This window comes from Pseudomonas sp. FEMGT703P, from assembly GCF_002786345.1.
Classification (GTDB): domain Bacteria; phylum Pseudomonadota; class Gammaproteobacteria; order Pseudomonadales; family Pseudomonadaceae; genus Aquipseudomonas; species Aquipseudomonas peli.
The window spans coordinates 124,628-148,818 of the sequence record NZ_PGCM01000010.1; the positions used below are offsets into that span (position 1 = coordinate 124,628).

Here is a 24,191-nt window from a genome sequence, read left to right on the forward strand (position 1 = left end):
CATGCAGCAGATTGATAAACCAGTAAACCAATAGGGCCACCTGGCCGTGTTTCATAACCGTTGAGGCAGTGTGAAATGACTATAAAAAACCTGTTTGGTGCCGGCCTGCTGGCTGCTGCCACGCTGTTGCAAGCCGCCCAAGCGCTGGCCGCCAGTGATGTGCTGGTCAGCACCGAGTGGCTGGAAAAGAACCTGAACAACCCCAAGGTGCGGATCATCGAGGTGAGTGTTGCGCCGGGCGTTTACGAGCGTGGGCATATCCCTGGGGCGGTGAACTTTGCCTGGCACCGTGATCTGGTCGATCCAGTGCGCCGTGATATCGCCAGCCAGGAAAACTTCCAGGCGCTGTTGCGTAAATCCGGCATCTCGGCGGACACCACCACGGTGCTCTACGGCGATAACAACAACTGGTTCGCCGCTTGGGGTGCCTGGGTGTTCGATGTGTATGGCGTGGACAACGTCAAACTGCTCGATGGTGGCCGGGTGAAGTGGGAGGCAGAAAAACGCGCTTTGGATAACCGCGCGAAAACGCCGGTAGCCGGCAATGTCACGGTCCAGGCGGCGAATAAAGACCTGCGCGCCTTCCTCCCGGACGTGCTCGCAGCGGCAGAGAAGCGCAGCGATGTGCAACTGGTGGATATCCGTTCCGCTGATGAATACAACGGCAAGGTCTTTGCCCCGCAAGGTGTGCAGGAACTGGCAGTGCGCGCCGGCCACGTGCCAGGTGCTGTCAACGTCCCTTGGGGGCAGGCAGTGGCTGCCGATGGCACCTTCAAATCGGTTGAAGAACTGAAAAAGGTCTACGGCGCAGTGGGTATCGATGGCAGCAAGCCGATCATCACCTACTGCCGCATCGGCGAGCGCTCCAGCCACACCTGGTTCGCCCTGAAGAAAATCCTCGGTTATGACGTTCGTAACTACGACGGCTCCTGGACCGAATACGGCAATGCCGTGGGCGTGCCGGTAGTCAACGTGGCCGGCACCGTGTGGGGCGGCAAATAAGCCTCTACTTCCGTGAAGAAATCATGGCATGGGCCAGCCCCATGCCCCTGTTTAGGGTGAGCGTTCAGGCAGGGCGCTCACTCTTCTTTTATCTGAGGAGCCACTATGGCAACGACTGCGTTGCAGGCGCCGGGGCGCTGGGCCAGTGCATTGGCGGCGGTATTGAGCCTGGGCCTGGTGTTTGCTGCCTGGCAGTTGGGCGGCGCGGACAGTGACAGCCAGGCCTTGAGCCTGTCCTTGCTCGGCGGGGCGTTGTTCGGCCTGTTGTTGCAGCGTTCGCGCTTCTGCTTTTTCTGCGTGACCCGCGACTTTATCGAGCAGCGCAAACCGGATGGGTTGCTCGGCATCATCGCCGCATTGGCGGTGGGTACCCTGGGTTATCACCTGGTATTTAGCGCCTTTGTGCCGGATCCGAGCAGCGGGCGCTTGCCGCCGGATGCGCATGTCGGGCCGTTGAGTTGGGTGCTGGGGTTGAGCGCCACGGTGTTTGGCATCGGCATGGCGCTGTCCGGTTCGTGCATCAGTGCCCATCTCTATCGCCTGGGTGAGGGGGCGTTTGCTTCGCTGTTTTCGCTGTTCGGTGCCTTGATAGGTTTCTTTCTGGGTTTTCTCTGCTGGAACCCGCTGTATTTGCTGAGCATCCAGCAGGCTCCGGTGGTCTGGTTGCCGGCCTGGCAGGGTTATGGCGTGTCGTTTCTGTTGCAGATCGCTTTGCTCGGTGGGCTGGCCTGCTGGCTGTTGTTGCATGTACAAGCGAGCACTGAACCGCGCGTGGTTGCGCGCAACCTGCGGCACCTGCTGTTTGGCCAACGCTGGCCGACCTGGGTGGGCGGTGTGCTGATCGGCTTTCTCGCGACCTTGAGTTATCTGCGTGTTGGCCCACTGGGCGTGACGGCGGAATTAGGCAGTATGGCGCGCACCGCGGCAGACGGGCTGGGCTGGCTACCGGAGCGGCTGGAAGGCCTGGACAGTTTTTCCGGCTGCGCCACGGCAGTCAAAGAGGCGCTGCTGTCGAATAACGGTCTGTTTATTCTCGGCCTGGTTGTGGCGTCTTGGGCCAGCGCTTTGCTGGCGGGGGACTTCCAGCCCAAGCGTCCGCACGTTAGTGAACTGCTGCGTAATCTGCTCGGCGGCATTTTGCTGGGCTGGGGCAGCATGCTGGCGCTGGGTTGCACGGTAGGCACGCTGCTCTCAGGGATCATGGCCGGCGCGTTGTCCGGCTGGGTATTTGCGGTGTTTTGTTTAGTGGGTGTTTTGCTCGGGCTGCGTATACGCCGTTACTGGTAATCGGCGTTCTAGCTAGCCAGGGGTGTCTGCGGCGTTGATTAAAGTGTGCAGGCGCTCTTGGCTACCGTTGAGCAGTTGTTGCAACGCGCGCAGTTGCTCAGGCTGAGCATCATTGAGTATCGCCTCAATCGCGGTTTGCACGGCTGTAAGGGGTGCAACGCTGCCTACCAGGTTGAGGTGCTGGCTGAGAATCTCATCACCGCTGCTGACCAGCAGGGCGAAGTGGATGACGTTTTCCAACTCGCGGGTATTGCCTGGCCAGTTGTGCGCTTCCAGGCGTTGCTGTGCGGCATCGCTGATGGCAGGCAGCGGCAGACTCAGGCGCTGGGCGTAGATGCCGAGGAAATATTCCGCCATGGGCAGGATATCGCCGGTGCGTTCACGCAACGGCGGCAGGTCAAGGCGGCCGTCGCTGAGATAACCGTATAGCCGCTCATTGAATTTGCCAGCTGCCACGGCCTGAGCCAGGTCGATGCTGGTTGCAGCCAGCAGCCTGACATCCGCCGGGCTCGGCTGGCTGGCGCCGACTCGCAGCACTTCACCGGTTTCCAGGGCGCTAAGCAGTTCAGCTTGCAGCGGCAGCGGCAGGTCGCCGATTTCATCCAGATACAGCGTGCCGTTGTTGGCCGAGCCAAACCAGCCTGCGCGGCTGCTTGCACTGCCTTGATAGGCGCCGGCGGCATAGCCGAACAGTTCTGCCTGGGCATGCTTGCTGCTGAGGCCGCTGCAGCTGAGCGCGACAAACAACCCCGGCCGTTCGCTGGCGCGGTGGATATGCCGCGCCAACAACTCTTTACCGGTGCCGGTTTCGCCTTCAATCAGCAGCGGTAAAGGTTGTGTGGCAAGCAGCTCGACCTGGTCGCGTAGCTGCCGGGAGCGGGGATCGATAAACACCAGCGCTTTGGCGCGGATGCTTAGCGGGCTTTTCTCTGCATCGGGAAAGGTCAGCAGCGGTTGGCCACCGAAATTGTTCTGGCTCATCAACGAGTCTCCAGCCCGACTCGGATTGCGAGCAGGCAGGTTGCTTGATCTTTACAGGGGCTGCGGCCGTTCGGGCGATTGGCTTTTCAGGCGCGGCGGCGGTCGGCTTGTTCGATACGGCTCTGCAGGCGATACAGGTAGGCAAAACCTTGCTCCCAACGCTGATGCCCCGACTTCACATTGATATGCCCAGCGCCGCTGAGAATCGCCACATCGCTGCCCCAATCACGGGCCATTTCGATAGCCCGTGCGGCACTGGCGGCGGTGTCGTTATCCGAGCCCACCAACTGGCTGGGGAAGGGCAGTGAGTGCTGGGGAGTCGGGGCAAAATTCTGCAGCGCTGGCGGGCAGTTGGCCCGTTCCACATCGGCTGGGGCGACCAGGAGCGCGGCCCTTACCCGGCGCAGCGATTCCACCGGGGCATGAGCTGCCCAATGCGCCACGGTGATGCAGCCCAAGCTATGGGCTATCAGGATGGTCGGGCGCGGATCGCTGGCGATGCTGCGCTGCAGTTCGGCGACCCAGTCTTCACGCTTGGGGTTTAGCCAGTCGGCTTGTTCCACCCGGGCGCTGTTCGGCAGGCTGCGCTGCCAGTGGCTCTGCCAATGCTCGTCGGCCGATCCTTGCCAGCCCGGCACTATCAGGTAACGGATAGTTTGGTTGCGCATCGTGCGCCCTCCTGCAGATGTGAATGGCTGCAGTGTAGGGAGGACTGATGAATATCAAAAAGAATAAGAACTTATTTGCTTATGCCTGAAATCCAATTTCTCTGTGGGAGAAGGTCATGGATTGGTATATGCAAAAAAAGTATATAAATGTTCTTAAATAATATTTTTAAGAATATTGGTGTCTCTCTACTATCCGCTCCACGCCCACTGACTACGGCCAGTTTTCGCCGCTTACAGGGGCTATTTCAAGGAGCATTACCATGACCGCAACCCTACGAAACCTTGAAGGTCAGGATGAGGCCAGCATCCTGCGCGAGATCCAGGCTGCACTGAACGGCCTGAAGTTTGGCTCGGTGGAAATCACCGTGCACAACGGCCAGGTCGTGCAGATCGAGCGTAAGGAAAAATTCCGCTTGCAGGCTCCGGCCGGCAAGAACGCCTGACCCGTTAAATCAACACCGAGCCTCAAAACCCGACTGGACCACCGGAGGGTGTGAGCATGAACCGAGCAGAAACCATGAGCACACACCGGTATTGCAGCTGTCACCCGCGAATGCGTTGTTGACCGCCAACCCCTAAAGAAAAACCAACAAACACTCGAAAAATTTTAGGAGCTGCACCATGTCCATTCGCCGTTTTGCCCTCGCTGCCCTGGCCAGCGCCATTTTTGCAGGCCCGGTGGCCGCCGCTGAAACCCTGCTCAACGTGTCTTACGACCCGACCCGCGAGCTGTACAGTGAATTCAACGCCGCGTTCAACAAGCACTGGCAAGCCCAGGGCAATGAAGCCATCACCATCCAGCAGTCCCACGGTGGCTCGGGCAAGCAGGCCCGTGCGGTAATCGATGGCCTGCGTGCTGACGTGGTAACCCTGGCCCTGGCCGGTGATATCGATGAGCTGTACAAGCTCGGCAAGCTGATCCCGGAGAACTGGCAGGAGCGTCTGCCGCAATCGAGCACGCCGTACACCTCGACCATCGTGTTCCTGGTGCGCAAGGGCAATCCGGAAGGCATCAAGGACTGGGATGATCTGGTCAAGCCGGGCGTGGAAGTCATCACCCCGAACCCGAAAACCTCCGGCGGCGCCCGCTGGAACTTCCTCGCCGCCTGGGCCTACGCCCAGCAGAAGTACGGCAGCGAAGCGAAAGCCCAAGAGTTCGTCGAGAAGCTCTACAAGAACGTGCCAGTACTCGACACCGGTGCCCGTGGTTCGACCATTACCTTCGTCAACAACCAGATCGGTGACGTGCTGCTGGCCTGGGAAAACGAAGCCTTCCTGGCATTGAAAGAAGAGGGCGGCGACAACTTCGAAATCGTCGCACCGTCACTGTCGATCTTGGCCGAGCCACCGGTGGCTGTAGTCGATGAAAACGTCGACAAGAAGGGCACCCGCAAAGTGGCTGAGGCCTACCTCAACTACCTGTACAGCGATGAAGGTCAGCGTCTGGCCGCCAAGCACTTCTACCGTCCGCGTAACCAGGCCATTGCCGGTGAGTTCGCCAAGCAGTTCCCGGAACTGAAGCTGGTGACCATCGACAAGGACTTCAACGGTTGGAAAACCGCACAGCCGAAGTTCTTCAATGATGGTGGGGTATTCGATCAGATCTATCAGGCGCAGTAAGTCAGATAGACCCGGGGTGGGTTAGCCACGCGCTGCCCACCCTTTGTTGTGTAAGCGTCGGCCTTGTTGCAGGCCAGCCGGAAAGGGCGACACCGGCGGCAGGGCTGATTTGAGCGTTCCAACGCAGAAGCAGATAAGGACTGAAAATGTCTCGTCGTACTTCCCCCGTCATACCCGGCTTCGGGCTGACGCTGGGCTACACCCTGGTGTACCTCAGCCTGTTGGTGCTGATTCCTCTGGGTGCCATGTTCGTTCACGCCGCTCAGCTCACCTGGGCTGAGTTCTGGGCGATTATTTCCGCACCGCGGGTGCTGGCCGCGCTCAAACTGAGCTTTGCCACTGCCTTCGCGGCCGCCGTGATCAACGGCATTATCGGTACATTACTGGCCTGGACGCTGGTGCGTTACACCTTCCCAGGCCGCAAGGTGATAGAGGCGATGATCGACCTGCCTTTTGCCTTGCCCACCGCCGTTGCCGGTATCGCCCTGACCGCCTTGTATGCCCCGAGCGGCCTGGTTGGTCAGTTTGCTACCGACCTGGGCTTCAAGATTGCCTACACGCCCATCGGCATCACCCTGGCGCTGACCTTTGTCACCCTGCCGTTTGTGGTGCGCACCATCCAGCCGGTGCTGGCTGATATCCCCCGCGAGGTCGAAGAGGCCGCGGCCTGCCTCGGTGCCAAACCACTGCAGGTGTTTCGCCATGTGCTGCTGCCGGCGTTGCTGCCGGCTTGGCTTACAGGCTTCTCGCTGGCCTTTGCCCGTGGTGTCGGTGAGTACGGTTCGGTGATCTTTATCGCCGGCAACATGCCGATGAAGACCGAGATTCTGCCGCTGCTGATCATGGTCAAACTCGACCAGTACGACTACACCGGTGCCACGGCTATTGGCGTGTTGATGCTGGTGGTCTCCTTCATTCTGCTGCTGCTGATCAACCTGCTGCAGCGCCAGATTGCCAAGTCCTGAGGAGGTCGCCATGTCTTCTGTAACCCTAAGCGCGTCAGCCTCGGCCAACGCCGCACGACGCGGCAATGTGCTCGGTCGTCGGCTGCTGATCATCAGCGCCTGGCTGGTGTTTGTGCTGTTCCTCGTTTTGCCGCTGTTTATCGTACTGAGCGAAGCGTTAAAGCACGGCTTTGGCACCTTCTTTGGAGCGATCTTCGAGCCCGACGCGATCAGTGCACTGAAGCTGACCCTGCTCGCGGTGGGCATTTCGGTGCCGCTCAACCTGGTGTTCGGCGTGGCCGCCGCCTGGTGCGTGAGCAAGTACGAGTTCCGCGGCAAGAGCATTCTGGTCACCCTGATCGACCTGCCGTTCTCTGTATCGCCAGTGATCGCCGGTCTGATCTACGTGCTGCTGTTCGGCGCCCAGGGCTTTTTCGGCCCGTGGCTGCGCGAGCACGATATTCAGATCATCTTCGCCTTACCGGGCATCGTCTTAGCCACGGTGTTTGTCACCGTGCCCTTTGTTGCCCGCGAGCTGATCCCGCTGATGCAGGAGCAGGGCACCCAGGAAGAGGAGGCCGCCCGCCTGCTTGGTGCCAATGGCTGGCAGATGTTCTGGCACGTGACCCTGCCCAATATCAAATGGGGCCTGATCTATGGCGTGGTGCTTTGTACTGCGCGGGCCATGGGCGAGTTCGGCGCGGTGTCGGTGGTCTCCGGGCATATCCGGGGTTACACCAATACGCTGCCGCTGCATGTCGAAATTCTCTACAACGAATACAACCACGTCGCCGCCTTCAGCGTCGCCAGCCTGCTGCTGTTGCTGGCGGTGTTTATCCTGCTGCTCAAGCAGTGGAGCGAGTCCCGTATCAACCGCCTGAAAGCCAGTGCTGGCGAGGAATAAGTCATGTCGATTGCAATCTCTAACGTCAGCAAGAATTTCAATGCGTTCAAAGCGCTGAACGATATCAATCTGAATATCCAGAGTGGCGAACTGGTCGCTTTGCTCGGCCCTTCCGGCTGCGGCAAGACCACGTTGCTGCGCATCATCGCCGGCCTGGAAACCCCGGACAGCGGCAGCATCGAGTTCCACGGCGAAGATGTTTCCAACCACGATGTGCGCGACCGTAACGTCGGTTTTGTGTTCCAGCACTACGCGCTATTTCGCCATATGACCGTGTTCGACAACGTTGCCTTTGGCCTGCGCATGAAGCCCAAGGGCGAGCGGCCGAACGAGAATGCGATCAAGAAAAAGGTCCACGATCTGCTTGATCTGGTGCAGCTTGATTGGCTTGCGGATCGCTACCCCGAGCAGCTTTCCGGTGGCCAGCGTCAGCGCATCGCCCTGGCTCGTGCCCTGGCAGTGGAGCCGAAAGTGCTGCTGCTCGACGAACCCTTCGGCGCCCTGGATGCCAAGGTGCGCAAGGAACTGCGCCGCTGGCTGGCGCGCCTGCACGAAGAAGTGCACCTGACCTCGGTATTCGTCACCCATGACCAGGAAGAGGCCATGGAGGTGGCGGATCGCATCGTGGTGATGAACAAGGGCGTGGTCGAGCAGATCGGCTCGCCGGGCGAGGTGTATGAGAAGCCGGCCAGCGATTTCGTCTATCACTTCCTCGGTGATGCCAACCGCTTGTACGTCGGCAACGACACCCACGTGCTGTTCCGCCCGCACGAGATTCACCTCTCGCGCCAAGCCGAAGCAGGCCACCAGGCCGGTGAAGTACGCGACATCCGACCGCTCGGCGCAATCACCCGCGTAACCCTTAAAGTTGCCGGGCAGAGCGAGCCGATCGAAGCCGAAGTGGCCAAGGATCACCTCAGCCTGGCCAACCTCACTCGCGGTGAAACGCTGTACTTCAAACCGAAAGCGGGGCAGCCGGTGATTCAACAGCGCTGAGTTCTGGCTGTAAAACAAAAAAGGAGCGCATTGCGCTCCTTTTTGTTTTTAACACCGAGGCTGCGACGCGCAGCAGGTCGTGTTATTTGCGCTGCCACTTACCTTCAAGCTGGATGTACTGCCCGGCTGGGGTCTTGTCGATAGCTTTCTGCCCGGCAATCGCTTCCACATCACTGAGCTGGATGCCATTCTGCGCTGCCAGCTTCTGGTATTCGGCGCGCCGCGCCTGGTTGATCAACTGGGCGATTTCGGCGGCCTGTCCGCCGTTACTCACTACGCCGAGATAGCCATTGGGCATTTCGCCCAATTGGCCGCTGGCTTTGGCGTCGCTCAGGGCGGACATGGCTTCGTTAAGGTTCAGGGCTACGGCTGGCAGGCTCAGGCTGAGCAGCAGTAACAGGCTGGCAAGGCGCTTATAGATATTCATGTTCGGGCTCCTTTAGAACAATCCGCTGGATTCGCTGAACATACTGTCCAGGGCTTTATCCACCTTGATATAGATTTCGTGCTCGATCTTCACATTGAGGTTGATGTTGATCGGCTCATTGGGCATCGCCAGCTGTACGGTCGGGGTGCAGGCCGTACTGAGCAGCCCTAGTAGCAGGACGGCGAAACAACTACGCAAGCGCATGGCGCTTCTCCTTGGTCATGGCTCTGTCGGGGCCGTTTTGGCATTGCGTTCCAGCATACGCTGTTGCACACGCTGCTTGATGATGTCGCTGACCTTGTCGGTCAGTTGCAGGCTGGCCAGCAGGGTCGGAATGTCTTCTTCCAGGTTGATATTGAAGTGGATCGGTCGGCCTTGTTCGATGGCCGGGTTCTGTCCCTCCAGGCGCATGGCCAAAGCCAACTTGCCTTGCTGATCGTAGTTGACCTGGCTGCTCAGGGTCGTAAAGCGAAAATCCTCCAGCGATTGGGTCACCAGCTGCATCGCCGGGTTGCTGCGGCCGAGGGCGCGGATACGTTCTGAGTGGAACTGCAGTCTGCCGCCCGGTGCGCGTGCGCTGAGTTGGCCTTGTTCGATGGTCACGCCCTGGCTGCTGATCTGCAGCGGCAATTCGCCATCCAGGGTGCCTGTGCCGGCCAGGCCCTCTGTGGGGTAGAGGATAAACAGCTGCTCAAGTTCCAGGCCCTGCACCTGTACGGGAAATAGCAGCGGCTCGGCGGCCAGGCTCCATTGCCCGGGTGCCAGTTGCAGGTTGCCGCCCATCAGCGCTGCTTCGGCCTGGCGCAGCTGTAGCTGGCCTTGGGTCGGTGTTTGCAGGGCTGCGTTGTAGCGGCCGCTGAGCTGCAGCGGCCCCAGCGGTATGCCGGGGTTGGCCTGGGCCAGGCGCAGCTCGCTCAACTCAAGCTGCAGCTGTTCGGGATCGACTCGCACAGTGATGCGGCTATTCAAACCCTCCAGCGCGGTGCGGTCATAAATCCCGCCCAGGCCCTTGCCGGTCAGTTCGAGTTTGACCGTGGGCAGCTGTTGATCGCTGGCGAGGGTCAGGCTGGCGTTGGCATTCAGGCGACCGTTGTTCAGCTCCAGCAGAGCTGGCCAGGCCGTAAAGCTGTCTTTTAAGGGGTTACCGCTGCGTAGAAACAGCTCTGCCAGTTGCGCTTGCAGGCTCAGGCCCTTGGCGCTGCTGTGTTGTGCCTGCAGCTTGAGCTGCAGGCCGGCATCGTTGCGCAGTGTGCCGTTCAGCTCCGCCTGTAGCTGGTTTGCAGTCACAGGGCCTTGCCAGTACCAGCGCTGAGGCTGCAATTGCCCATGCTGCAGCTGCGCACTGAGGTCGAGCGGGCCTTTTAGCTGCCAGTCGAGCAGTGCGCCTGCCGCCAGTTGTGCCTGCAGTTGCAGCCCGCTGCTGCTGGCCTTGAGTTGCTGTGCTTGCACATCCGCACTGCGCAGATGCTGCAGGCTTAGCTGTGAGCCTTTGCCGAGGACGAGATCCAGCTGCTGTGCATCCAGAAAAGCGTCGAGTTGCAACTGCGTCTGCAGCGCGCCGATCTTCCAACTCTCCAACTGAAATGCCTGGGTGTATGCGCTAAGGCTGCCGTCCAGCAGCTGCAAGCCCCAGGGCAAACTATTTGCCAGGGCCAGCGTACCGCGCAGCTCGAATTGGCTACGCCCCTGGCCCTTTAGCAGCAGTTGCAGGGGCAGGGCGCGATCAACCAGTTGTGCAGCCAAGTTTTCGGGCGTTTCGGTGGACTGGATTGTTAGCTGCAGCGTTTCGGGATGCAGCTCTGCCGGTACGCCACTGATAAGGTCATTGGCAATTTGCTTGAGGTTGAGGTCGGCATTCAGGCTATCGGCCAGCCACTGCCCATCCAGCGCCTGGGCGGACAAATCGAAGCTGCCCTGCAATTGACCGATAGCGGGAATGGGCCAGGGCTCTGGCAGGTTGGCGCTGGCTTGCAACTGGCCGCTGGCCTGCTGCAGTTGCGCCAGGTTAAGTGGGCCAGGGGCAAGCTGCAGTTGCCAGCTTGCCTTCAGCTGCGCTGCCGCCGGAGCCTCAGGCAGTGTGCCTGCGGCGTTGGGCAGCCATTGGCTGAGCCAGCTTTGCAGCACCGCGCTTTGCTGCAGATCACCGGTGAAATCGCCTTGCCAGAGTTGCCCGGCGGCGCTCTGTTGCAGGCTACTGCTGAGCTGCAATTGCCGTTGCTGATTGATCGTCAGGCTGAGCTGCAGCGCTGAAGTTGTGGCGTCGCCCTGCAACTGCGCGTGCCAGCTCAGTTGGTTTTGCTGATGTTGCAGGTTGAGTTGCGCATCAACCTGCGAGATGTCTCTAAGTAGTTGCAGATCGCCCAGCAGCTGGCAGCGCGTGGCGGCGCAGGGCAGCTCGATCTGCAGTGCATCAATCTGCACGCGTTGCGGCAAGAGGCTGATAACGGCAGAGAGCTGCTCAAGCGGCACCTCAAAATCCGTGCTGTCTTCAGATGCAGGCTCGGCTTGAGAGGGCAGATTCAGGTGCAGGCTGGTGATATGCACCTGCTGCCAGAAGGGCAGCGCCAGGCTGAATCCGCTCCAGTGCAATTGCACCTGTTGCAGCTGCACTGCGCCGCTAGGGTGCTGCAGACTGAGCTGTTCAAGCTGTATGCCCTGGGTGGATAGGCCCAGACCGCGCCATTCGAGATTATCGATCTGCTCGCGTTCGAGCAGACGATTCAGGCTCAGGTAGCCGTAAGCGCTAAGCAGTACGAGCAGTAAAACCAGGCAACTGATAAGTCGCAGCCAGGTGCGCCGGCTGGGCATAAGCACTGATCCATAGTGGGGAGTTGCGTGGCAGGACGTTAACCCATGTCTGGCAGGCTGCCAATCACGGGTTATTCTCTTCTGTGTAATTACAGCATTTAGTGGTAGTTTTGCTGTAAACAGACATTATGAAAGTAGGAGGCCGTGATGAGCGCATTGATTCGACCGGTTGCCGACGCCGATGCGGTGCTGGCCAAAGCGCTGCTCAATACCCGTGAACAGCTGGGCCTGACCCAGCGGGAACTGGCGGACATTATTGGCGTACACCGTACGGCCATCTCGCGCTGGGCTGAGGGTGGCCTGCGCGTGCACAGCAAGACCGGTGAGCTGGCCTTGCTGCTGGTGCGTGTATACCGCTCACTGTTTGCCCTGTTCGGCGGCAACCTGGCGGATATGCAGCATTTTCTGCGCACCGATAACCGTCATCTGGATGCACCGCCCTTATCCCTAATGATGCAGGTACAGGGTTTGGTGCGGGTGGTGGAGTATCTAGATGCGATTCGTGGCAAGGGTTGAGTCGTAACCGGTAAGCGCAGTACCCAACAATAATAAAAGTTAAGGACAACGCCACCATGGATATCTGGCAACGCTGCCAAGGCCCGCAGCAGATCAAACCCTTGCGCGGGCGCCTGGTGCGCTTGGTTGAGAGCCAGGCCCAGGTCGCCACGCTGCAACTGGTCGATACCCTTGCCGAACAGGCGCTGCTCGAAGAACTGCTGGAAACCAGCAAACCGCCGCTGCCGCAGAGCGCCGAGCCGCTGCATTACCTGCTGAAAACCCCATTCCGTTATCCGCCGCTGCGCTGGGGCTCGCGCTTTGGTTCGGTGCATGAGCCGAGCCTGTTCTATGGCGCGCTGCGTATCGACACCGCCATGGCCGAGGCGGCGTATTACCGGTTTCTGCTCTGGGATGGTATGAGCATCGCGCCGCCGAGTGGGCGCATCCTTTCCGAGCATTGCACCTTCGAGGCGCGCTATCAGGTTGAGCGCGGTATTCAGTTGCAGCATCCGCCGTTTGCGGACTTCCAGGCTGAGCTGAGTCACGCCAGTGCTTATCAACCGTGCCAGGCCCTAGGCGCGGCGATGCGCGGAGCAGGTGTTGAGGCGTTTGAATACCGGTCGGCGCGCTCTCTGCTGCAAGGCAATAACGTGGCGCTGTTTGTGCCCGCTGCGTTGGCGGAGAAGCGCCCGCGTAATTTGTTGAGCTGGTTATGCGAAACCACCGGCGACTATGTGGCATTCAAGAATGCCCAGATTCCGGATACTCCCAGAGTCTTTCGTCTCGACGCCTATCAAGTGGAGGGACGCCTGCCACGTCCGGCCTAGACAGGGCGGCTTTTTCAGGGCGTTTTGCCCTGAAAAAGAGCAGTGCGACGGCGTGACGCAGCAACTTGTGCACAATTGCGATGCGCCTTGTCAAGCAAGATGCAGTGCTTGACGTAAACCCTTGATTTTTTTTATTGATTTTATAAGTCAATGAAATATATGGATTTTTTACGCTGGTGAAAAAATCACCAGTTTGACCTTGGGCCCCACGCCATAGGCGCTGAGGACGCTTGCTCCCATGTTATCCACGAAGTTATCCACAGCTTCTGTGGATTAACCCGAGCGCTTGCTCTAGACCGCCAGTCAGCGCTTTTTTGCAAGACTTTACCTGGCTGAAAAAAGGAGTAGAGTTGCGCGCCTTTCCGGCTACCGCTGCTTTTTATGCCTCGCGCAATCACTCGACTACCTATTGCTTCAACCTCGGTTCCTCGCCTGCCCACCCGTGTGGCGCTCTGGCTACTGGACAATCCTCGCCTCGGTCACGCCCCTAGCGTCAAACGCTTTGCTGGTCATCTGCTTAAGCAGCCTGCTTTGCAGGGTGTGGTGCAGGCGCAGAGTCGACTGGGACAAATGCTTTGCCGTGATTGCGGCAACCCGCGTGATCGGCGCATGGGTTTTGAGCTGCTGCGTCAGGCCGCCCGCGCCGGCGATATGGGCGCCCAGCTGGAACTCGGCCAGCTTTACAGCCAGCCGCGCAACAATGAACCGCAGCAGGCCCGCCATTGGTTGGAACTGGCAGCGGGACAGGGTTCGCCAGAGGCGCAGCAACTGCTTAAACAGCTCTAGAGCCAGCTCAAAGTCTGCTACGCGTCGGCCCTGCTGCGTTAAAAACAGGCTCGCATGACACTAGCTCCAATACTTTGAGCAGTCTCTGACGCGATGGGCCGCTCTGTAAGAATACTGGTTATACTGCCAGTACTTTTCTGCGGAGCTGCTTATGCCCATCGATCTCTCCACCGCACTGGCACCTGCGCTGCTCGGCTTTGCCGCCGCAGCACTTCCTCTTCTATATATGGCTTGGTCGCTGCAACGCCGCCTGGCCAGTCAGCAGCTGGAATTCAGCCTGCTACAAGAGCGTCTGAATAATGCGCAGCTGGCTCAGGCCGGCCTGACGGCGCAGCTGGAAGATTGCCGCGAGGAAGTCGCCGAGATCAGCGAGATCAAGGCCGATCAGCAGGCCGAACTGGCGGCGCTGCGTCGTGAAACCGACTTGCTCCAGCAGGAGCGGCAGGTCGCCCGCGAAGCCGCTCAGGCTTGGAGCAATCAGCGCGAACAGCAGGAAGCTGAAATCCGCCGTCTGGATGCCCAGCGTGCTGCCCTTAGCGCCGAACTTAACGAACAGCAGGACAGCCATCAACAGCGCCTGAGCGACCTGCAGGGCTCGCGCGATGAGCTGCGCGCGCAATTTGCCGAGCTGGCCGGGAAGATCTTCGATGAGCGCGAGCAGCGTTTTGCCGAAACCAGCCAGCAGCAGCTCGGCCAGCTGCTCGATCCGCTCAAGGAGCGCATCCAGTCCTTCGAAAAACGTGTGGAAGAAAGCTATCAGCAGGAAGCCCGCGAACGCTTTTCCCTGGGTAAGGAGCTGGAGCGTTTGCAGCAGCTCAACCAGCGTCTGGGCGATGAGGCGACCAACCTGACCCGCGCCCTCAAAGGGCAGAAAACCCAGGGCAATTGGGGCGAACTGGTGCTGGAGCGCGTGCTGGAACACGCTGGCCTGGAGAAAGGCCGCGAGTACCAGACCCAGGTCAGCCTGAAGAGTGCCGATGGTGAGCGCTTTCAGCCGGATGTGCTGATTCAGCTGCCCGGCGACAAGCAAGTGGTGGTGGACGCCAAGGTCAGCCTCACTGCGTACCAGCAATATATTGCCGCAGAGGACGACGCCAGCCGACAGCTGTCGCTCAAGCAGCATGTGCTGTCGCTGCGCAGCCATTTGAAAGGCTTGTCGCTCAAGGACTACCAGCGCCTGGAAGGCCTGCACAGCCTGGATTTCGTCTTGCTCTTCGTGCCGATCGAAGCCGCCTTCGCCGCAGCATTACAGGCCGATCCTGGTCTGTTTCAGGAGGCCTTCGATCAACACATCGTGATCGTCAGCCCGACCACGCTGCTGGCCACTTTGCGGGTGATCGACAGCTTGTGGCGGCAGGAGCGGCAAAGCCAGAACGCCCGTGAAATTGCCGAACGCGCCGGCGCGCTGTACGACAAGTTCGTCGCCTTTATTCAGGATCTGGATGAAATGGGCGCGCGCCTGCAGCAACTGGATAAAGCCTATGCCGGCGCTCGCAACAAGCTCTGTGAGGGGCGCGGCAATATCATCAGTCGGGTGGAAAACCTCAAGCTGCTCGGCGCCCGCGCCAGCAAAAGCCTGCCTGTTGAACTGCTCGAACAGGCGGCAGGGGTGATGGTGCTGGATGAAGCCAGCGAGTAGCGCCTCTGTTGCCCCTGCAAGAGCCGTACCTGCCCGCTGTGCCGAACTGATAAATGGGGCTGAGGATTCCCGTCATATGTGCGGTTTACGCGTTTAGCCGCTCTTGCTTCGCAGTCGCAGGATGGTGTGCGGTGAACTCGCGCAGCCATACGGCCAATTGCTGCGGCTCCACCAACAGTTGCCAGTGGCTGGCATTGACCTCGCGTCGATGCAGCCTGGGTGCCCAGTGCTGCAACTGATCAAACAGTTGCGGCCGCACAAAGCGGTCGCGGGTCGGTACGATCAGCTGCACCGGCACCTGCGTATGACGCAGGCGTGGGGTGAACAAGCTGCGGATAAAGTTGGCGCGGTACAGCTTGACCCCGTGCACACCGTCCGAGCGTTGGCTACTGCTGATTGGCACATTGCGCAGCCCTTCGACTTTGTGCAACAGCCTTGGCCAAGCGCGGTCCAGGCCCAGGCGCCAGGTCAGCTCGGGCAGCAGTGGGGTGTGGAACATCGCGATATACCAAGAGCTGAGCAACTGGCCGAGCACCTGCAGCAGCGAGCGCGGCGTCTTCTGTTTGAGCTTGTCGCGCATCCAGTGGCCGACATGGTCCAGGCAAGGCCCGGAGATGCTGGTGTAGGAGGCCAGTAATGGTTGAATGCGTGGCTCGGTGACCGCCTCCCAGGCCTGAATCGAGCCCCAGTCATGGGCCACCAGATGCACCGGCTGATCGGGGCTGAGGGCCTTGATCACCGCCTCCAGATCATTCGCCAGTTTCTCTAGGTGATAGTCCAGGCGCTTGCGTGGAATATCCGATGCGCCAAAGCCGCGCACGTCGTAGGCGATGATCTGGTAATCACCTGCCAGCTCGCGCACCAGGGGTAGCCAGATTTCGTGGTTGTCCGGGTAGCCGTGCACCAGCAGCAGAGTCGGGCCGTTCGGGTTGCCCCAGCGGTAGGCCGCCAGCTGCACACCATCGCCCTGAATCCAAAGCTGTTCGGCCTGCAGCTCTTTATATGGCAGCACTGCTGGCGCGTTCATACGACCGTCCGATGCAGAGCGAGCGTTAGTGAGTGGCGCTGGGTGATAAAGGCGAGGGCAATGGGCATGCGGCGTCTCCGGATTGTCATGGCTGACCGTTACTTCATTCGATGTCTTGGCCAGTGTTGGCCGCTCGGGAGGAATCTGCCTAGCCAACTTTTGGGCTAATAGCAGGGCCTGTTACGGTGTTACTGAAGAAGCTGGAACCCCTCTGCAATAGGGCTATGCGCGGGTTGTGCGCGGGCAGATGAGCGGCTTGGCAAAGCAAATCCAGCCCTTGGTTAGGGGGATTATTGCCGTACTGCAGGGGGGCTGCTATGCAAGCAGCAGTAATGCCGCCGCGCCGGCCAGCAGACCGGTAGCCATCACCGGCAGGGTCATCAGTGCCAGCTTGCGGCCACCGATCAGGGTGACCAGAAAGCCTTTGACCAGGCTGTTGCTTAGCGCTGCGAGAAAGATTCCCTGCACCGCTACCTGAGCATGCAATTCGCCCTTGGCGCTGCGCGCCAGTGACAGGGTGATGGCATCCACATCGGCTAGCCCCGAGAGCAGTGCCACCAGGTAGACGCCGACATCGCCAAGCCAGCGCTGCGCGCCTTCGACCATCAACAAAATCAACGCCAGCAACGCGGCAAAACGCAGCGCAGGGCCCAGCTCGAAGGGGTTTTTCAGCGGCGGCTCAGCCTGTTCTTCGCTCTCCGTGCCGGCGCGGCGGTAGTACAGCAGCGCGCCGCACGCGTATACCAGAGTGGCAATGCCCAGCGGCCAGACCAGCTGTGGCAGCAGGCTGGCGTTGACCAGACCGACCTCCAGCAGCACCCGTGGAAACATCAGCGCCGAGGTGGCAAGCAGGCCGCAGGCCAGAATCGCCTGCAGATTACGTCCCGGGGCCAGACGCGCCAGGGTCACGGTCATCGCCGTGGACGACACCACGCCGCCGAGCAGCGCGGTGATCAGCAGGCCATGACGCGTACCTACCAGGCGAATCGCCACATAGGCAGCAAAGCCGATACTGGCGATCAGCACCACCATCCACCAGATGGCGTATGGGTTGAAGGCTTGCCACGGACCGTAACCCTGATTGGGCAGCGCTGGCAGCAACACCAGGGAAATAAACAGTAGCTTCAGCGCGCCGGAAACTTCCGCCTCGCTGAGCCGTTGCAGGGCGCCGTGCAGGGATTGCTTGAGGCTCAGCAGCAGTGCCACCGCGACTGCGCCGGCCGCCGCTAATCCGGCATAACCGGCCATGGCCAGGCTGCCGAGCAGAAAAGTGATCAGCAGCGCTACTTCGCTGGTCAGGCCCAGGTCGCCCAGGCGTTGCAGTTCGCCAAAGTAGGAAGCCACTACCAACAGGGCGAAACCGGTAAAGATCACCGCCCAGGCCACCACGCCGAAGTGTTCGCCCAGCAGCATGGCAAAGGCGCCGAGCAGGCTGCTCAGGGCGAAGGTACGAATCCCCGCGACCAGCTGGGTGTCCTCGGTATTACGCCCCTGCCAGCCACGCTCGGCACCAATCAGCAGGCCGGCGGCCAGGGCGCTGGCAAAGTTCAGCAAGGTGTCGAGGGCTTCCGGCATGAGCAGATCCTGGGCGGGTAATGCTGGCAGTCTAGCCAGTGGGGTTTAGGCTGTATTGCGGCAGGTCAGCCTGCGGCGTTATTGCAGCGCAAGATTGTTCAAGACGCCGCAGCCGGGATGCGCCAGGCTATGCCGCAAAGGAGGGCGCATGAGCCGTTTGCAGCAATTTCTCTATGGGTGTCGCGACAGCATCCCGATGATTGTCGGGATTCTGCCGTTTGGTCTGATCTATGGTGCGTTGGCCAGTCTGGCTGGGCTGAGCCTGGGGCAAGCCCTGGGTATGTCCCTGCTGGTGTATGCCGGCTCCGCGCAGTTTATTGCCATCAGCCTGCTGACCCTGGGCAGCGGCATGCTGGTGATTCTGCTCACCACGCTGGTGGTCAATCTACGCCATGTGCTCTATAGCGCCGCATTGCAGCCTTATGTCGGCAAGCTGTCGCAGCGCTGGCGAGTGCCGCTGGCGTTCGGCCTGACTGATGAAACCTTCGCCGTGGTGCAGCGCCGTTATCTGGCGCGCGGCATGACCGAGCACAGCCAGTGGTATCACGCTGGCGTGGCGTTGGCGCTTTACCTGTCCTGGGTGTCGAGCTCTCTGGTGGGCGCACTGTTTGGCCAGAACGTACCGAACCTGGCGGGCTGGGGCCTGGACTTTGCCATGTTGGCGACGTTTATCGGCATTGTGGTGCCGGCGCTGCGCAATCAGCCGCAGATTGCTGCCGCTCTTGTAGCCGGCGCAGTGGCGCTGCTTTGCCACACCTGGCCATACAAGCTGGGGCTGATGGCAGCTGCGCTCAGTGGCATTGCGGTCGGTGTATGGCTTGAGCGTCGCAAACCGTCGGTGACTGCCGGGGAGGGCGCGTGATGGATACCTGGCTGCTAATTCTCGGCATGGCGCTGATCACCTTTGCGATTCGCTACAGCCTGTTTGCCTTTCCCGATCTGCGTTTCCCGCCGCTGGTGCGGCAGGGGCTGCATTACGTGCCGACTGCCGTGCTGAGTGCCATTGTCCTGCCGGGCATGCTGATCCCCGATGGCCAGCAGTGGGCGTTCAGCCTGGACAATGCCTACCTGTTGGCCGGGCTGGCGACTATTGCCATCGCTGCGTTGACCCGGCATCTGCTGGCTACCATCGGCGGTGGTCTGCTGGTGTTTTTTATGGTGCGTTGGTTGTTGGGTCAGTTACCCCTGTAAGCAGGGTTATTTGCCGCCTGGATTTGTAGAAAATGCAGCAAAAGGCATGTTTCGCTGTGGCTTTGTCGGGGGCTCTTGCAGTCAAATGCCTAACACTGGCCACTCTAGACAGGTACACGGACGATGACCGAACACTCTCAATTCGCATTGCTGGGTAAAAAGCGCTTTTTGCCGTTTTTCCTGACCCAGTTGCTGGGGGCCTTCAACGACAATATCTTCAAGCAGTCACTGATTCTCGCCATCTTGTTCAAAATCAGCTCAAGCGCTGACAAGGATCTGTTGGTCAATCTCTGTGCCTTGCTGTTTATTCTGCCGTTCTTTCTGTTCTCGGCCCTGGGTGGGCAGTTTGGTGAGAAGTTCGCCAAGGACTCGCTGATCCGCAAGATCAAGTTCGCCGAAATTATCATCATGTTGTTGGGTGCTGTTGGCGTGGTCATCGGCAATCTGCCGCTGATGCTTGCCGTGCTGTTTGCCATGGGCACGCAGTCGGCGCTGTTCGGCCCGGTGAAGTATTCGATCCTGCCGCAGCACCTTGAAGAGCAGGAGCTGGTGGGTGGCAACGCCTTAGTGGAGATGGGTACTTTCCTGGCCATCCTCGCCGGCACCATTGGCGCCGGCATCATCATGGCCAGCAGTGCTTATGCACATATCGTTGCAGTGGCTGTGGTGCTGGTGGCGATACTCGGCTATCTGGCCAGTCGCGGTATTCCTGCTGCCTCGGCGGCCATGCCGCAGCTCAAACTGGACTGGAACATTCTGCGTCAGTCCTGGGCGACGATGAAGCTTGGCCTGGGTCAGCGCCCGGCCGTATCGCGTTCGATGGTCGGTAACTCGTGGTTCTGGTTTCTCGGCGCGGTATACCTGACGCAAATTCCGGCCTATGCCAAAGAGTGGCTGTACGGCGATGAAAGCGTGGTCACGCTGATTCTCACTGTGTTCTCGGTCGGTATCGCGCTGGGCTCGATGCTCTGCGAGCGCATGAGTGGGCACAAGGTGGAAATCGGCCTGGTGCCATTCGGCTCGATCGGCCTGACCCTGTTCGGCATTCTACTCTGGTGGTTTTCCGGCGGCTTCCCCGAAGCAGCGGTGGCGCATGACTGGCTGGCGGTGCTGAGCATTGGCCAGGCCTGGTGGATTCTCGGCTCGATCCTCGGCATTGGTCTGTTCGGCGGCTTCTATATCGTGCCGCTGTATGCGCTGATCCAGTCGCGCACGGTGGAGCATGAGCGGGCGCGGGTGATTGCCGCCAACAACATCCTCAATGCGCTGTTTATGGTGATCTCGGCGATTGTCTCGATCCTGTTTCTCAGCGTTGCTGAGCTGTCGATTCCGCAGCTGTTCCTGACCATTTCGCTGATGAACATCGCGGTCAACAGCTACATCTTCAAGATCGTCCCCGAATTCACCATGCGCTTTATGATCTGGCTGCTCAGTCACTCGATGTACCGGGTTGAGCACAAGGGGCTGGAGGCGATTCCCGATGAGGGCGCGGCAGTGCTGGTGTGCAACCACGTGTCGTTTGTCGATGCGCTGCTGATCGGTGGCGCGGTGCGCCGGCCGGTGCGCTTTGTCATGTACTACAAAATCTACAACCTGCCGGTGCTCAACTTTATCTTCCGCACCGCCGGCACTGTGCCTATTGCTGGGCGCAACGAAGACCTGCTGATCTATGACGCCGCATTCAAGAAAATCGCCGAATACCTGCGCAATGGTGAAGTGGTATGCATCTTCCCTGAGGGCAAGTTGACCACCGATGGCGAGTTGAATGAGTTCAAAAATGGCATCGAGCGCATCGTCGAAGCCAACCCGGTGCCGGTGATTCCCATGGCGTTGCAAGGCTTGTGGGGTAGCTTTTTCAGTCGTGATCCGCATAAGGGCTTGTTCAAGCGCCTGTGGTCGCGCATCACCCTGGTGGCCGGTATGCCGGTTGCGCCCGAACTGGTCAAGCGCGAGTTGCTGCAGGCTCAGGTGGCTGAGTTGCGGGGCGAGCGGCGTTAAACCCCAGAGATGAAAAAGCCCGCCAATTTGGCGGGCTTTTTTGTGCTGCTTAAGCGGCTTAGTGGCTGAGTTTTAGCCCGATCAGGCCACAGACAATCAGCGCCACGCTGGCGATGCGCAGCAGCGTCACGGCCTCGCCAAACAACATGATGCCGGCAATCGCCGTGCCCACGGCACCGACACCAGTCCAGATTGCATAGGCGGTGCCCAGGGGCAATTCCTTCATGGCCAGGCCAAGCAATGCCAGGCTGACGATGATCGCCGCAACAGTCAGGAGAGTGGGGAGAGGGCGGGTAAAGCCGTCGGTGTATTTCAGGCCAACAGCCCAGCCTACTTCGAACAGGCCAGCCAGCAGCAGAATGAACCAGGACATACAAACCTCCAAAACAGATAGAGGGGCCGTCCCGTGGTGATCACTCGCAGAGTGGTGAGGTCGTCCTCACGCTGTGCAGTATTTTGCACATTGGCCGGCGCAGGGCAAGCCGCAGAGGACCAGTGGTCTGTTTCTCTGCGGTTGCTCTACAGGCGTGCAGCGGCTTAGATCCCCTGCGGAATCTCTTCGCCGCCCAAGGCTTCGAACAGCGCCGGGAGGAAGTCCACCAATGTCAGCATCATCAGGGTGAAGCTGGCGTCCTGCTGGCCGAGGTCGTCGTCGCCGCCGTCCTGTTCGGCCTGATCCTGCAGCAGGTCTTCAAAGCGCAGGCGCTTGACCACCAGCTTATCGTCGAGCACAAAGGACAGCTTATCCTGCCAAGCCAGTGACAGTTGAGTGACCTGCTTGCCCGAGCTCATGTGCAGCTGGATTTCGTCGCTGGTCAGGTCCTGGCGCTTGCAGCGCACCACGCCGCCATCTTCATGGGTGTCGCGCAGTTCGCACTCATCCAGCACGTGGAAGTCTGGAGCGGCCTGCTGAACCTTGACCCAATCGGTGAGGGTGGCGCTTGGCGCGATCTTCACGGTCAGTGGACGTACTGGCAGCGAGCCGATGGCTTCGCGCAGGGTCGACAGCAGGTCTTCGGCGCGCTTGGCGCTGGCCGAGTCAACCAGGATCAGTCCCTGCTTGGGGGCGATAGCGGCGAAGGTGGCGGATTTACGGATAAAGGCACGTGGCAGGAAGGTCTGCACGATCTCGTCTTTGAGCTGATCGCGCTCCTTCTTGTAAACCTTGCGCATCTGCTCGGCTTCGATCTCGTCGACTTTGTCCTTCAGCGCATCCCGCACCACGCTGCCCGGCAGGATGCGTTCTTCCTTGCGTGCGGCGATCAGCAGGAAATCACCGCTGACGTGCACCAGCGGCGCATCGCCGCCTTTACCAAAGGGCGCGATAAAACCGTAGGTGCTGAGTTCCTGACTGGCGCAGGAGCGGGCCGGTTTAGCTAACAGCGCCGTTTCGAGCGCCTCGGCATCAAACGGGATGTCCTGGGTGAGGCGATAGACCAGCAGGTTACGAAACCACATAAGAGGGTGTATCTCCATTAACAGACCTACCGGCAGCGGCAGGTATCACAAGTCGTCAGTACCCTATCCGGGTGCTGTTTCAGGTTGACCGAAGCGCTATGACTCGTTGGGCAACCTGTGCGTTGCATTCGGGGCGCATTATTCCCCCGAGTGGTGCTTGAGGCCAAGTCTGCGCTAAGCCTTTGCTGCATCAATAAAAAATTTTCAAAACAGTGCTTGCCAAGGTGCGGATCGCTCTCTAGAATGCGCCCCACTTCGAGAGTGAAGGGTGATTAGCTCAGCTGGGAGAGCATCTGCCTTACAAGCAGAGGGTCGGCGGTTCGATCCCGTCATCACCCACCAACTCGCTTTTTGAAGTTACGCGCAGCGGTAGTTCAGTCGGTTAGAATACCGGCCTGTCACGCCGGGGGTCGCGGGTTCGAGTCCCGTCCGCTGCGCCATTTTTATCCTCGCTTCATCCCCTCTGTGACATATCGCAATACCTCGCAAAATCCTTTCTGAATAATCAGCTAAACATCTGAACTTATACGCATTTTCTGTCTCCTAACACGGTAGCCAGTGATCGCGGCAGCCTGCTAAGCTCGCGCTTTCACACCATTTGCCCTAGGGCGCACCGGACAAGGAACAAGCATGAAACAGCATCGTTTAGCAGCGGCGGTCGCCCTGGTAGGTTTGGTTCTCGCAGGTTGCGATTCGCAAACCAGCGAAATCACCCTGGAAACCCCAGCACAGAAAGCGTCCTACGGTATCGGCCTGAACATGGGCAAAAGCCTGGCTCAGGAAGGCATGGATGACCTGGATTCCAACGCTGTTGCGCAAGGCATCGAAGACGCCATTGGCAAGAAAGAACAGCGCCTGAAAGACGAAGAGCTGATCGAAGCCTTTGCCTTCCTGCAAAAACGTGCCGAAGAGCGCATGGTTACTCTGAACGAAGAGTCGGCCAAAGCCGGCAAGAAGTTCCTAGAAGACAACGCCAAGCGTGAAGGTGTGACCACCACCGCTTCCGGCCTGCAGTACGAAGTGGTGAAAAAGGCCGACGGCGCTCAGCCGAAAGCCACTGACGTGGTAACCGTACACTATGAAGGCAAGCTGACTGATGGCAGCGTGTTCGACAGCTCGGTTGAGCGTGGCAGCCCGATTGATCTGCCGGTTAACGGCGTGATCCCAGGTTGGGTCGAAGGTCTGCAGCTGATGCATGTTGGTGAGAAGTACAAGCTGTACATCCCAAGCGAGCTGGCATATGGCGAGCAGAGCCCGACTCCGGCCATTCCAGCCAACTCGGTGCTGGTGTTTGATCTGGAGCTGATTGCGATTAAAGACGCCGCCGCTCAAGAGTAATTTTCAGCGTTTCCTGATAGCGCCCCGTCTCGACGGGGCGTTGTCGTTTCTGCAGTCTGCTTTCGGCACTTTTCGCTTGACTGGAGTGTCTCAGTGGGTGTGTGAAATGGGGGTGGTGTTACGGTTATGCACATTTCTAAAATTAGCCGTGACGGATTAGGGTAACTTTCTTACAGAAACCCTTTGCCATTTTTAACTTATTGATTTATATGATTTT

At 59.6% G+C, this 24,191-nt stretch carries 24 protein-coding genes and 2 tRNA genes; 17 read left to right on the forward strand and 9 right to left on the reverse strand.

What is annotated here, in order from left to right:
• The first annotated feature begins 75 nt into the window (after positions 1-75).
• Both CUR33_RS14140 and CUR33_RS14145 read left to right on the forward strand, forming a co-directional pair.
• A complete protein-coding gene (locus tag CUR33_RS14140) occupies positions 76-1,002 on the forward strand; it encodes a sulfurtransferase (RefSeq protein WP_289240061.1) in 927 nt (308 codons plus the stop codon).
• 105 nt (positions 1,003-1,107) lie between these two features.
• Positions 1,108-2,289, forward strand: a complete 1,182-nt coding sequence (locus CUR33_RS14145; protein WP_289240062.1) for a YeeE/YedE family protein — start codon at positions 1,108-1,110, stop codon at positions 2,287-2,289.
• A gap of 12 nt (positions 2,290-2,301) precedes the next feature.
• Here the strand turns inward: CUR33_RS14145 and CUR33_RS14150 are convergent, their stop codons facing one another.
• Entirely contained in the window at positions 2,302-3,270 is a 969-nt protein-coding gene (locus tag CUR33_RS14150) for a sigma-54-dependent transcriptional regulator (RefSeq protein ID WP_289240063.1), read from the reverse strand.
• Positions 3,271-3,356: 86 nt separating this feature from the next.
• Entirely contained in the window at positions 3,357-3,938 is a 582-nt protein-coding gene (locus tag CUR33_RS14155; protein WP_289240064.1) for an alpha/beta hydrolase, read from the reverse strand.
• A gap of 260 nt (positions 3,939-4,198) precedes the next feature.
• Between CUR33_RS14155 and oscA the strand changes: the two genes are divergently transcribed.
• The 5 genes from oscA (at position 4,199) to CUR33_RS14180 (ending at position 8,402) form a co-directional block, all read left to right on the forward strand.
• On the forward strand, positions 4,199-4,381 hold the full coding sequence (gene oscA / locus CUR33_RS14160; protein WP_090252912.1) for a sulfur starvation response protein OscA: 183 nt from the start codon (positions 4,199-4,201) through the stop codon (positions 4,379-4,381).
• 178 nt (positions 4,382-4,559) lie between these two features.
• On the forward strand, positions 4,560-5,558 hold the full coding sequence (locus tag CUR33_RS14165; protein WP_282876207.1) for a sulfate ABC transporter substrate-binding protein: 999 nt from the start codon (positions 4,560-4,562) through the stop codon (positions 5,556-5,558).
• A gap of 146 nt (positions 5,559-5,704) precedes the next feature.
• A complete protein-coding gene (gene cysT / locus CUR33_RS14170; protein WP_090252916.1) occupies positions 5,705-6,523 on the forward strand; it encodes a sulfate ABC transporter permease subunit CysT in 819 nt (272 codons plus the stop codon).
• 10 nt (positions 6,524-6,533) lie between these two features.
• Positions 6,534-7,406: a sulfate ABC transporter permease subunit CysW gene (gene cysW / locus CUR33_RS14175; protein WP_090252919.1), complete on the forward strand. Its 873-nt coding sequence runs from the start codon at positions 6,534-6,536 to the stop codon at positions 7,404-7,406.
• Positions 7,407-7,409: 3 nt separating this feature from the next.
• Positions 7,410-8,402, forward strand: coding sequence for a sulfate/molybdate ABC transporter ATP-binding protein (locus tag CUR33_RS14180; protein ID WP_170048711.1), 993 nt, complete (start codon positions 7,410-7,412; stop codon positions 8,400-8,402).
• An 82-nt stretch (positions 8,403-8,484) separates the two neighbouring features.
• Here the strand turns inward: CUR33_RS14180 and CUR33_RS14185 are convergent, their stop codons facing one another.
• The 3 genes from CUR33_RS14185 to CUR33_RS14195 are packed head-to-tail and all read right to left on the reverse strand — an operon-like array spanning position 8,485 to position 11,637.
• Positions 8,485-8,829: a YdbL family protein gene (locus tag CUR33_RS14185; RefSeq protein ID WP_170048712.1), complete on the reverse strand. Its 345-nt coding sequence runs from the start codon at positions 8,827-8,829 to the stop codon at positions 8,485-8,487.
• A 12-nt stretch (positions 8,830-8,841) separates the two neighbouring features.
• Positions 8,842-9,033, reverse strand: coding sequence for a YnbE family lipoprotein (locus tag CUR33_RS14190; RefSeq protein ID WP_090252927.1), 192 nt, complete (start codon positions 9,031-9,033; stop codon positions 8,842-8,844).
• Between the two features lie 15 nt (positions 9,034-9,048).
• Entirely contained in the window at positions 9,049-11,637 is a 2,589-nt protein-coding gene (locus CUR33_RS14195; RefSeq protein WP_289240065.1) for an intermembrane phospholipid transport protein YdbH family protein, read from the reverse strand.
• 147 nt (positions 11,638-11,784) lie between these two features.
• Between CUR33_RS14195 and CUR33_RS14200 the strand changes: the two genes are divergently transcribed.
• The 4 genes from CUR33_RS14200 to rmuC all read left to right on the forward strand — a co-directional run bounded on the left by CUR33_RS14200 (position 11,785) and on the right by rmuC (position 15,387).
• Entirely contained in the window at positions 11,785-12,153 is a 369-nt protein-coding gene (locus tag CUR33_RS14200; RefSeq protein ID WP_289240066.1) for an antitoxin Xre/MbcA/ParS toxin-binding domain-containing protein, read from the forward strand.
• A 56-nt stretch (positions 12,154-12,209) separates the two neighbouring features.
• A complete protein-coding gene (locus CUR33_RS14205) occupies positions 12,210-12,962 on the forward strand; it encodes an RES family NAD+ phosphorylase (protein ID WP_289240067.1) in 753 nt (250 codons plus the stop codon).
• 381 nt (positions 12,963-13,343) lie between these two features.
• Positions 13,344-13,748: a tetratricopeptide repeat protein gene (locus tag CUR33_RS14210; protein ID WP_170048716.1), complete on the forward strand. Its 405-nt coding sequence runs from the start codon at positions 13,344-13,346 to the stop codon at positions 13,746-13,748.
• A 277-nt stretch (positions 13,749-14,025) separates the two neighbouring features.
• Positions 14,026-15,387 carry a DNA recombination protein RmuC gene (gene rmuC / locus CUR33_RS14215; RefSeq protein WP_289240373.1) on the forward strand — a complete coding sequence of 454 codons (1,362 nt, stop codon included), beginning with the start codon at positions 14,026-14,028 and terminating at the stop codon, positions 15,385-15,387.
• Positions 15,388-15,472: 85 nt separating this feature from the next.
• Here the strand turns inward: rmuC and CUR33_RS14220 are convergent, their stop codons facing one another.
• Both CUR33_RS14220 and CUR33_RS14225 read right to left on the reverse strand, forming a co-directional pair.
• The gene (locus tag CUR33_RS14220; protein ID WP_289240068.1) at positions 15,473-16,414 is read right to left on the reverse strand and encodes an alpha/beta fold hydrolase; all 942 of its coding nucleotides are present in this window, start codon (positions 16,412-16,414) and stop codon (positions 15,473-15,475) included.
• Positions 16,415-16,729: 315 nt separating this feature from the next.
• Positions 16,730-17,989: an MgtC/SapB family protein gene (locus CUR33_RS14225; RefSeq protein ID WP_289240069.1), complete on the reverse strand. Its 1,260-nt coding sequence runs from the start codon at positions 17,987-17,989 to the stop codon at positions 16,730-16,732.
• A gap of 148 nt (positions 17,990-18,137) precedes the next feature.
• Between CUR33_RS14225 and CUR33_RS14230 the strand changes: the two genes are divergently transcribed.
• The 3 genes from CUR33_RS14230 to CUR33_RS14240 all read left to right on the forward strand — a co-directional run bounded on the left by CUR33_RS14230 (position 18,138) and on the right by CUR33_RS14240 (position 21,178).
• Entirely contained in the window at positions 18,138-18,851 is a 714-nt protein-coding gene (locus tag CUR33_RS14230; protein WP_289240070.1) for an AzlC family ABC transporter permease, read from the forward strand.
• Complete coding sequence (locus CUR33_RS14235) at positions 18,851-19,180, forward strand: AzlD domain-containing protein (protein ID WP_160087466.1); 330 nt, start codon at positions 18,851-18,853, stop codon at positions 19,178-19,180. The genes CUR33_RS14230 and CUR33_RS14235 overlap by 1 nt, the downstream gene beginning before the upstream one ends.
• 123 nt (positions 19,181-19,303) lie before the next feature.
• Complete coding sequence (locus CUR33_RS14240; RefSeq protein WP_289240071.1) at positions 19,304-21,178, forward strand: MFS transporter; 1,875 nt, start codon at positions 19,304-19,306, stop codon at positions 21,176-21,178.
• A 58-nt stretch (positions 21,179-21,236) separates the two neighbouring features.
• On the opposite strand, the gene sugE is transcribed toward CUR33_RS14240, so the two are convergent.
• Together sugE and rdgC are read right to left on the reverse strand one after the other, a co-directional pair.
• The gene (gene sugE, locus CUR33_RS14245) at positions 21,237-21,551 is read right to left on the reverse strand and encodes a quaternary ammonium compound efflux SMR transporter SugE (RefSeq protein WP_289240072.1); all 315 of its coding nucleotides are present in this window, start codon (positions 21,549-21,551) and stop codon (positions 21,237-21,239) included.
• A 164-nt stretch (positions 21,552-21,715) separates the two neighbouring features.
• The gene (rdgC, locus tag CUR33_RS14250) at positions 21,716-22,636 is read right to left on the reverse strand and encodes a recombination-associated protein RdgC (RefSeq protein ID WP_160087462.1); all 921 of its coding nucleotides are present in this window, start codon (positions 22,634-22,636) and stop codon (positions 21,716-21,718) included.
• A 266-nt stretch (positions 22,637-22,902) separates the two neighbouring features.
• Between rdgC and CUR33_RS14255 the strand changes: the two genes are divergently transcribed.
• From CUR33_RS14255 to CUR33_RS14265, 3 genes are all read left to right on the forward strand, one after another.
• Positions 22,903-22,978, forward strand: a tRNA-Val gene (locus tag CUR33_RS14255).
• Positions 22,979-22,999: 21 nt separating this feature from the next.
• Positions 23,000-23,076, forward strand: a tRNA-Asp gene (locus CUR33_RS14260).
• A 190-nt stretch (positions 23,077-23,266) separates the two neighbouring features.
• Positions 23,267-23,974, forward strand: a complete 708-nt coding sequence (locus tag CUR33_RS14265) for an FKBP-type peptidyl-prolyl cis-trans isomerase (protein WP_090252963.1) — start codon at positions 23,267-23,269, stop codon at positions 23,972-23,974.
• Positions 23,975-24,191 lie beyond the last annotated feature (217 nt).

Coding starts and splice junctions, on each gene's coding strand:
- rdgC (WP_160087462.1), bottom strand. CDS start 22,636: ATGTGGTTTCGTAACCTGCTGGTCTATCGCCTCACCCAGGACATCCCG.
- CUR33_RS14165 (WP_282876207.1), top strand. CDS start 4,560: ATGTCCATTCGCCGTTTTGCCCTCGCTGCCCTGGCCAGCGCCATTTTT.
- CUR33_RS14225 (WP_289240069.1), bottom strand. CDS start 17,989: ATGCCGGAAGCCCTCGACACCTTGCTGAACTTTGCCAGCGCCCTGGCC.
- CUR33_RS14210 (WP_170048716.1), top strand. CDS start 13,344: ATGCCTCGCGCAATCACTCGACTACCTATTGCTTCAACCTCGGTTCCT.
- cysT (WP_090252916.1), top strand. CDS start 5,705: ATGTCTCGTCGTACTTCCCCCGTCATACCCGGCTTCGGGCTGACGCTG.
- CUR33_RS14140 (WP_289240061.1), top strand. CDS start 76: ATGACTATAAAAAACCTGTTTGGTGCCGGCCTGCTGGCTGCTGCCACG.
- CUR33_RS14240 (WP_289240071.1), top strand. CDS start 19,304: ATGACCGAACACTCTCAATTCGCATTGCTGGGTAAAAAGCGCTTTTTG.
- CUR33_RS14220 (WP_289240068.1), bottom strand. CDS start 16,414: ATGAACGCGCCAGCAGTGCTGCCATATAAAGAGCTGCAGGCCGAACAG.
- sugE (WP_289240072.1), bottom strand. CDS start 21,551: ATGTCCTGGTTCATTCTGCTGCTGGCTGGCCTGTTCGAAGTAGGCTGG.
- CUR33_RS14205 (WP_289240067.1), top strand. CDS start 12,210: ATGGATATCTGGCAACGCTGCCAAGGCCCGCAGCAGATCAAACCCTTG.
- CUR33_RS14190 (WP_090252927.1), bottom strand. CDS start 9,033: ATGCGCTTGCGTAGTTGTTTCGCCGTCCTGCTACTAGGGCTGCTCAGT.
- CUR33_RS14195 (WP_289240065.1), bottom strand. CDS start 11,637: ATGCCCAGCCGGCGCACCTGGCTGCGACTTATCAGTTGCCTGGTTTTA.
- CUR33_RS14155 (WP_289240064.1), bottom strand. CDS start 3,938: ATGCGCAACCAAACTATCCGTTACCTGATAGTGCCGGGCTGGCAAGGA.
- CUR33_RS14145 (WP_289240062.1), top strand. CDS start 1,108: ATGGCAACGACTGCGTTGCAGGCGCCGGGGCGCTGGGCCAGTGCATTG.
- cysW (WP_090252919.1), top strand. CDS start 6,534: ATGTCTTCTGTAACCCTAAGCGCGTCAGCCTCGGCCAACGCCGCACGA.
- oscA (WP_090252912.1), top strand. CDS start 4,199: ATGACCGCAACCCTACGAAACCTTGAAGGTCAGGATGAGGCCAGCATC.
- CUR33_RS14230 (WP_289240070.1), top strand. CDS start 18,138: ATGAGCCGTTTGCAGCAATTTCTCTATGGGTGTCGCGACAGCATCCCG.
- CUR33_RS14180 (WP_170048711.1), top strand. CDS start 7,410: ATGTCGATTGCAATCTCTAACGTCAGCAAGAATTTCAATGCGTTCAAA.
- CUR33_RS14200 (WP_289240066.1), top strand. CDS start 11,785: ATGAGCGCATTGATTCGACCGGTTGCCGACGCCGATGCGGTGCTGGCC.
- CUR33_RS14150 (WP_289240063.1), bottom strand. CDS start 3,270: ATGAGCCAGAACAATTTCGGTGGCCAACCGCTGCTGACCTTTCCCGAT.
- CUR33_RS14265 (WP_090252963.1), top strand. CDS start 23,267: ATGAAACAGCATCGTTTAGCAGCGGCGGTCGCCCTGGTAGGTTTGGTT.
- CUR33_RS14235 (WP_160087466.1), top strand. CDS start 18,851: ATGGATACCTGGCTGCTAATTCTCGGCATGGCGCTGATCACCTTTGCG.
- CUR33_RS14185 (WP_170048712.1), bottom strand. CDS start 8,829: ATGAATATCTATAAGCGCCTTGCCAGCCTGTTACTGCTGCTCAGCCTG.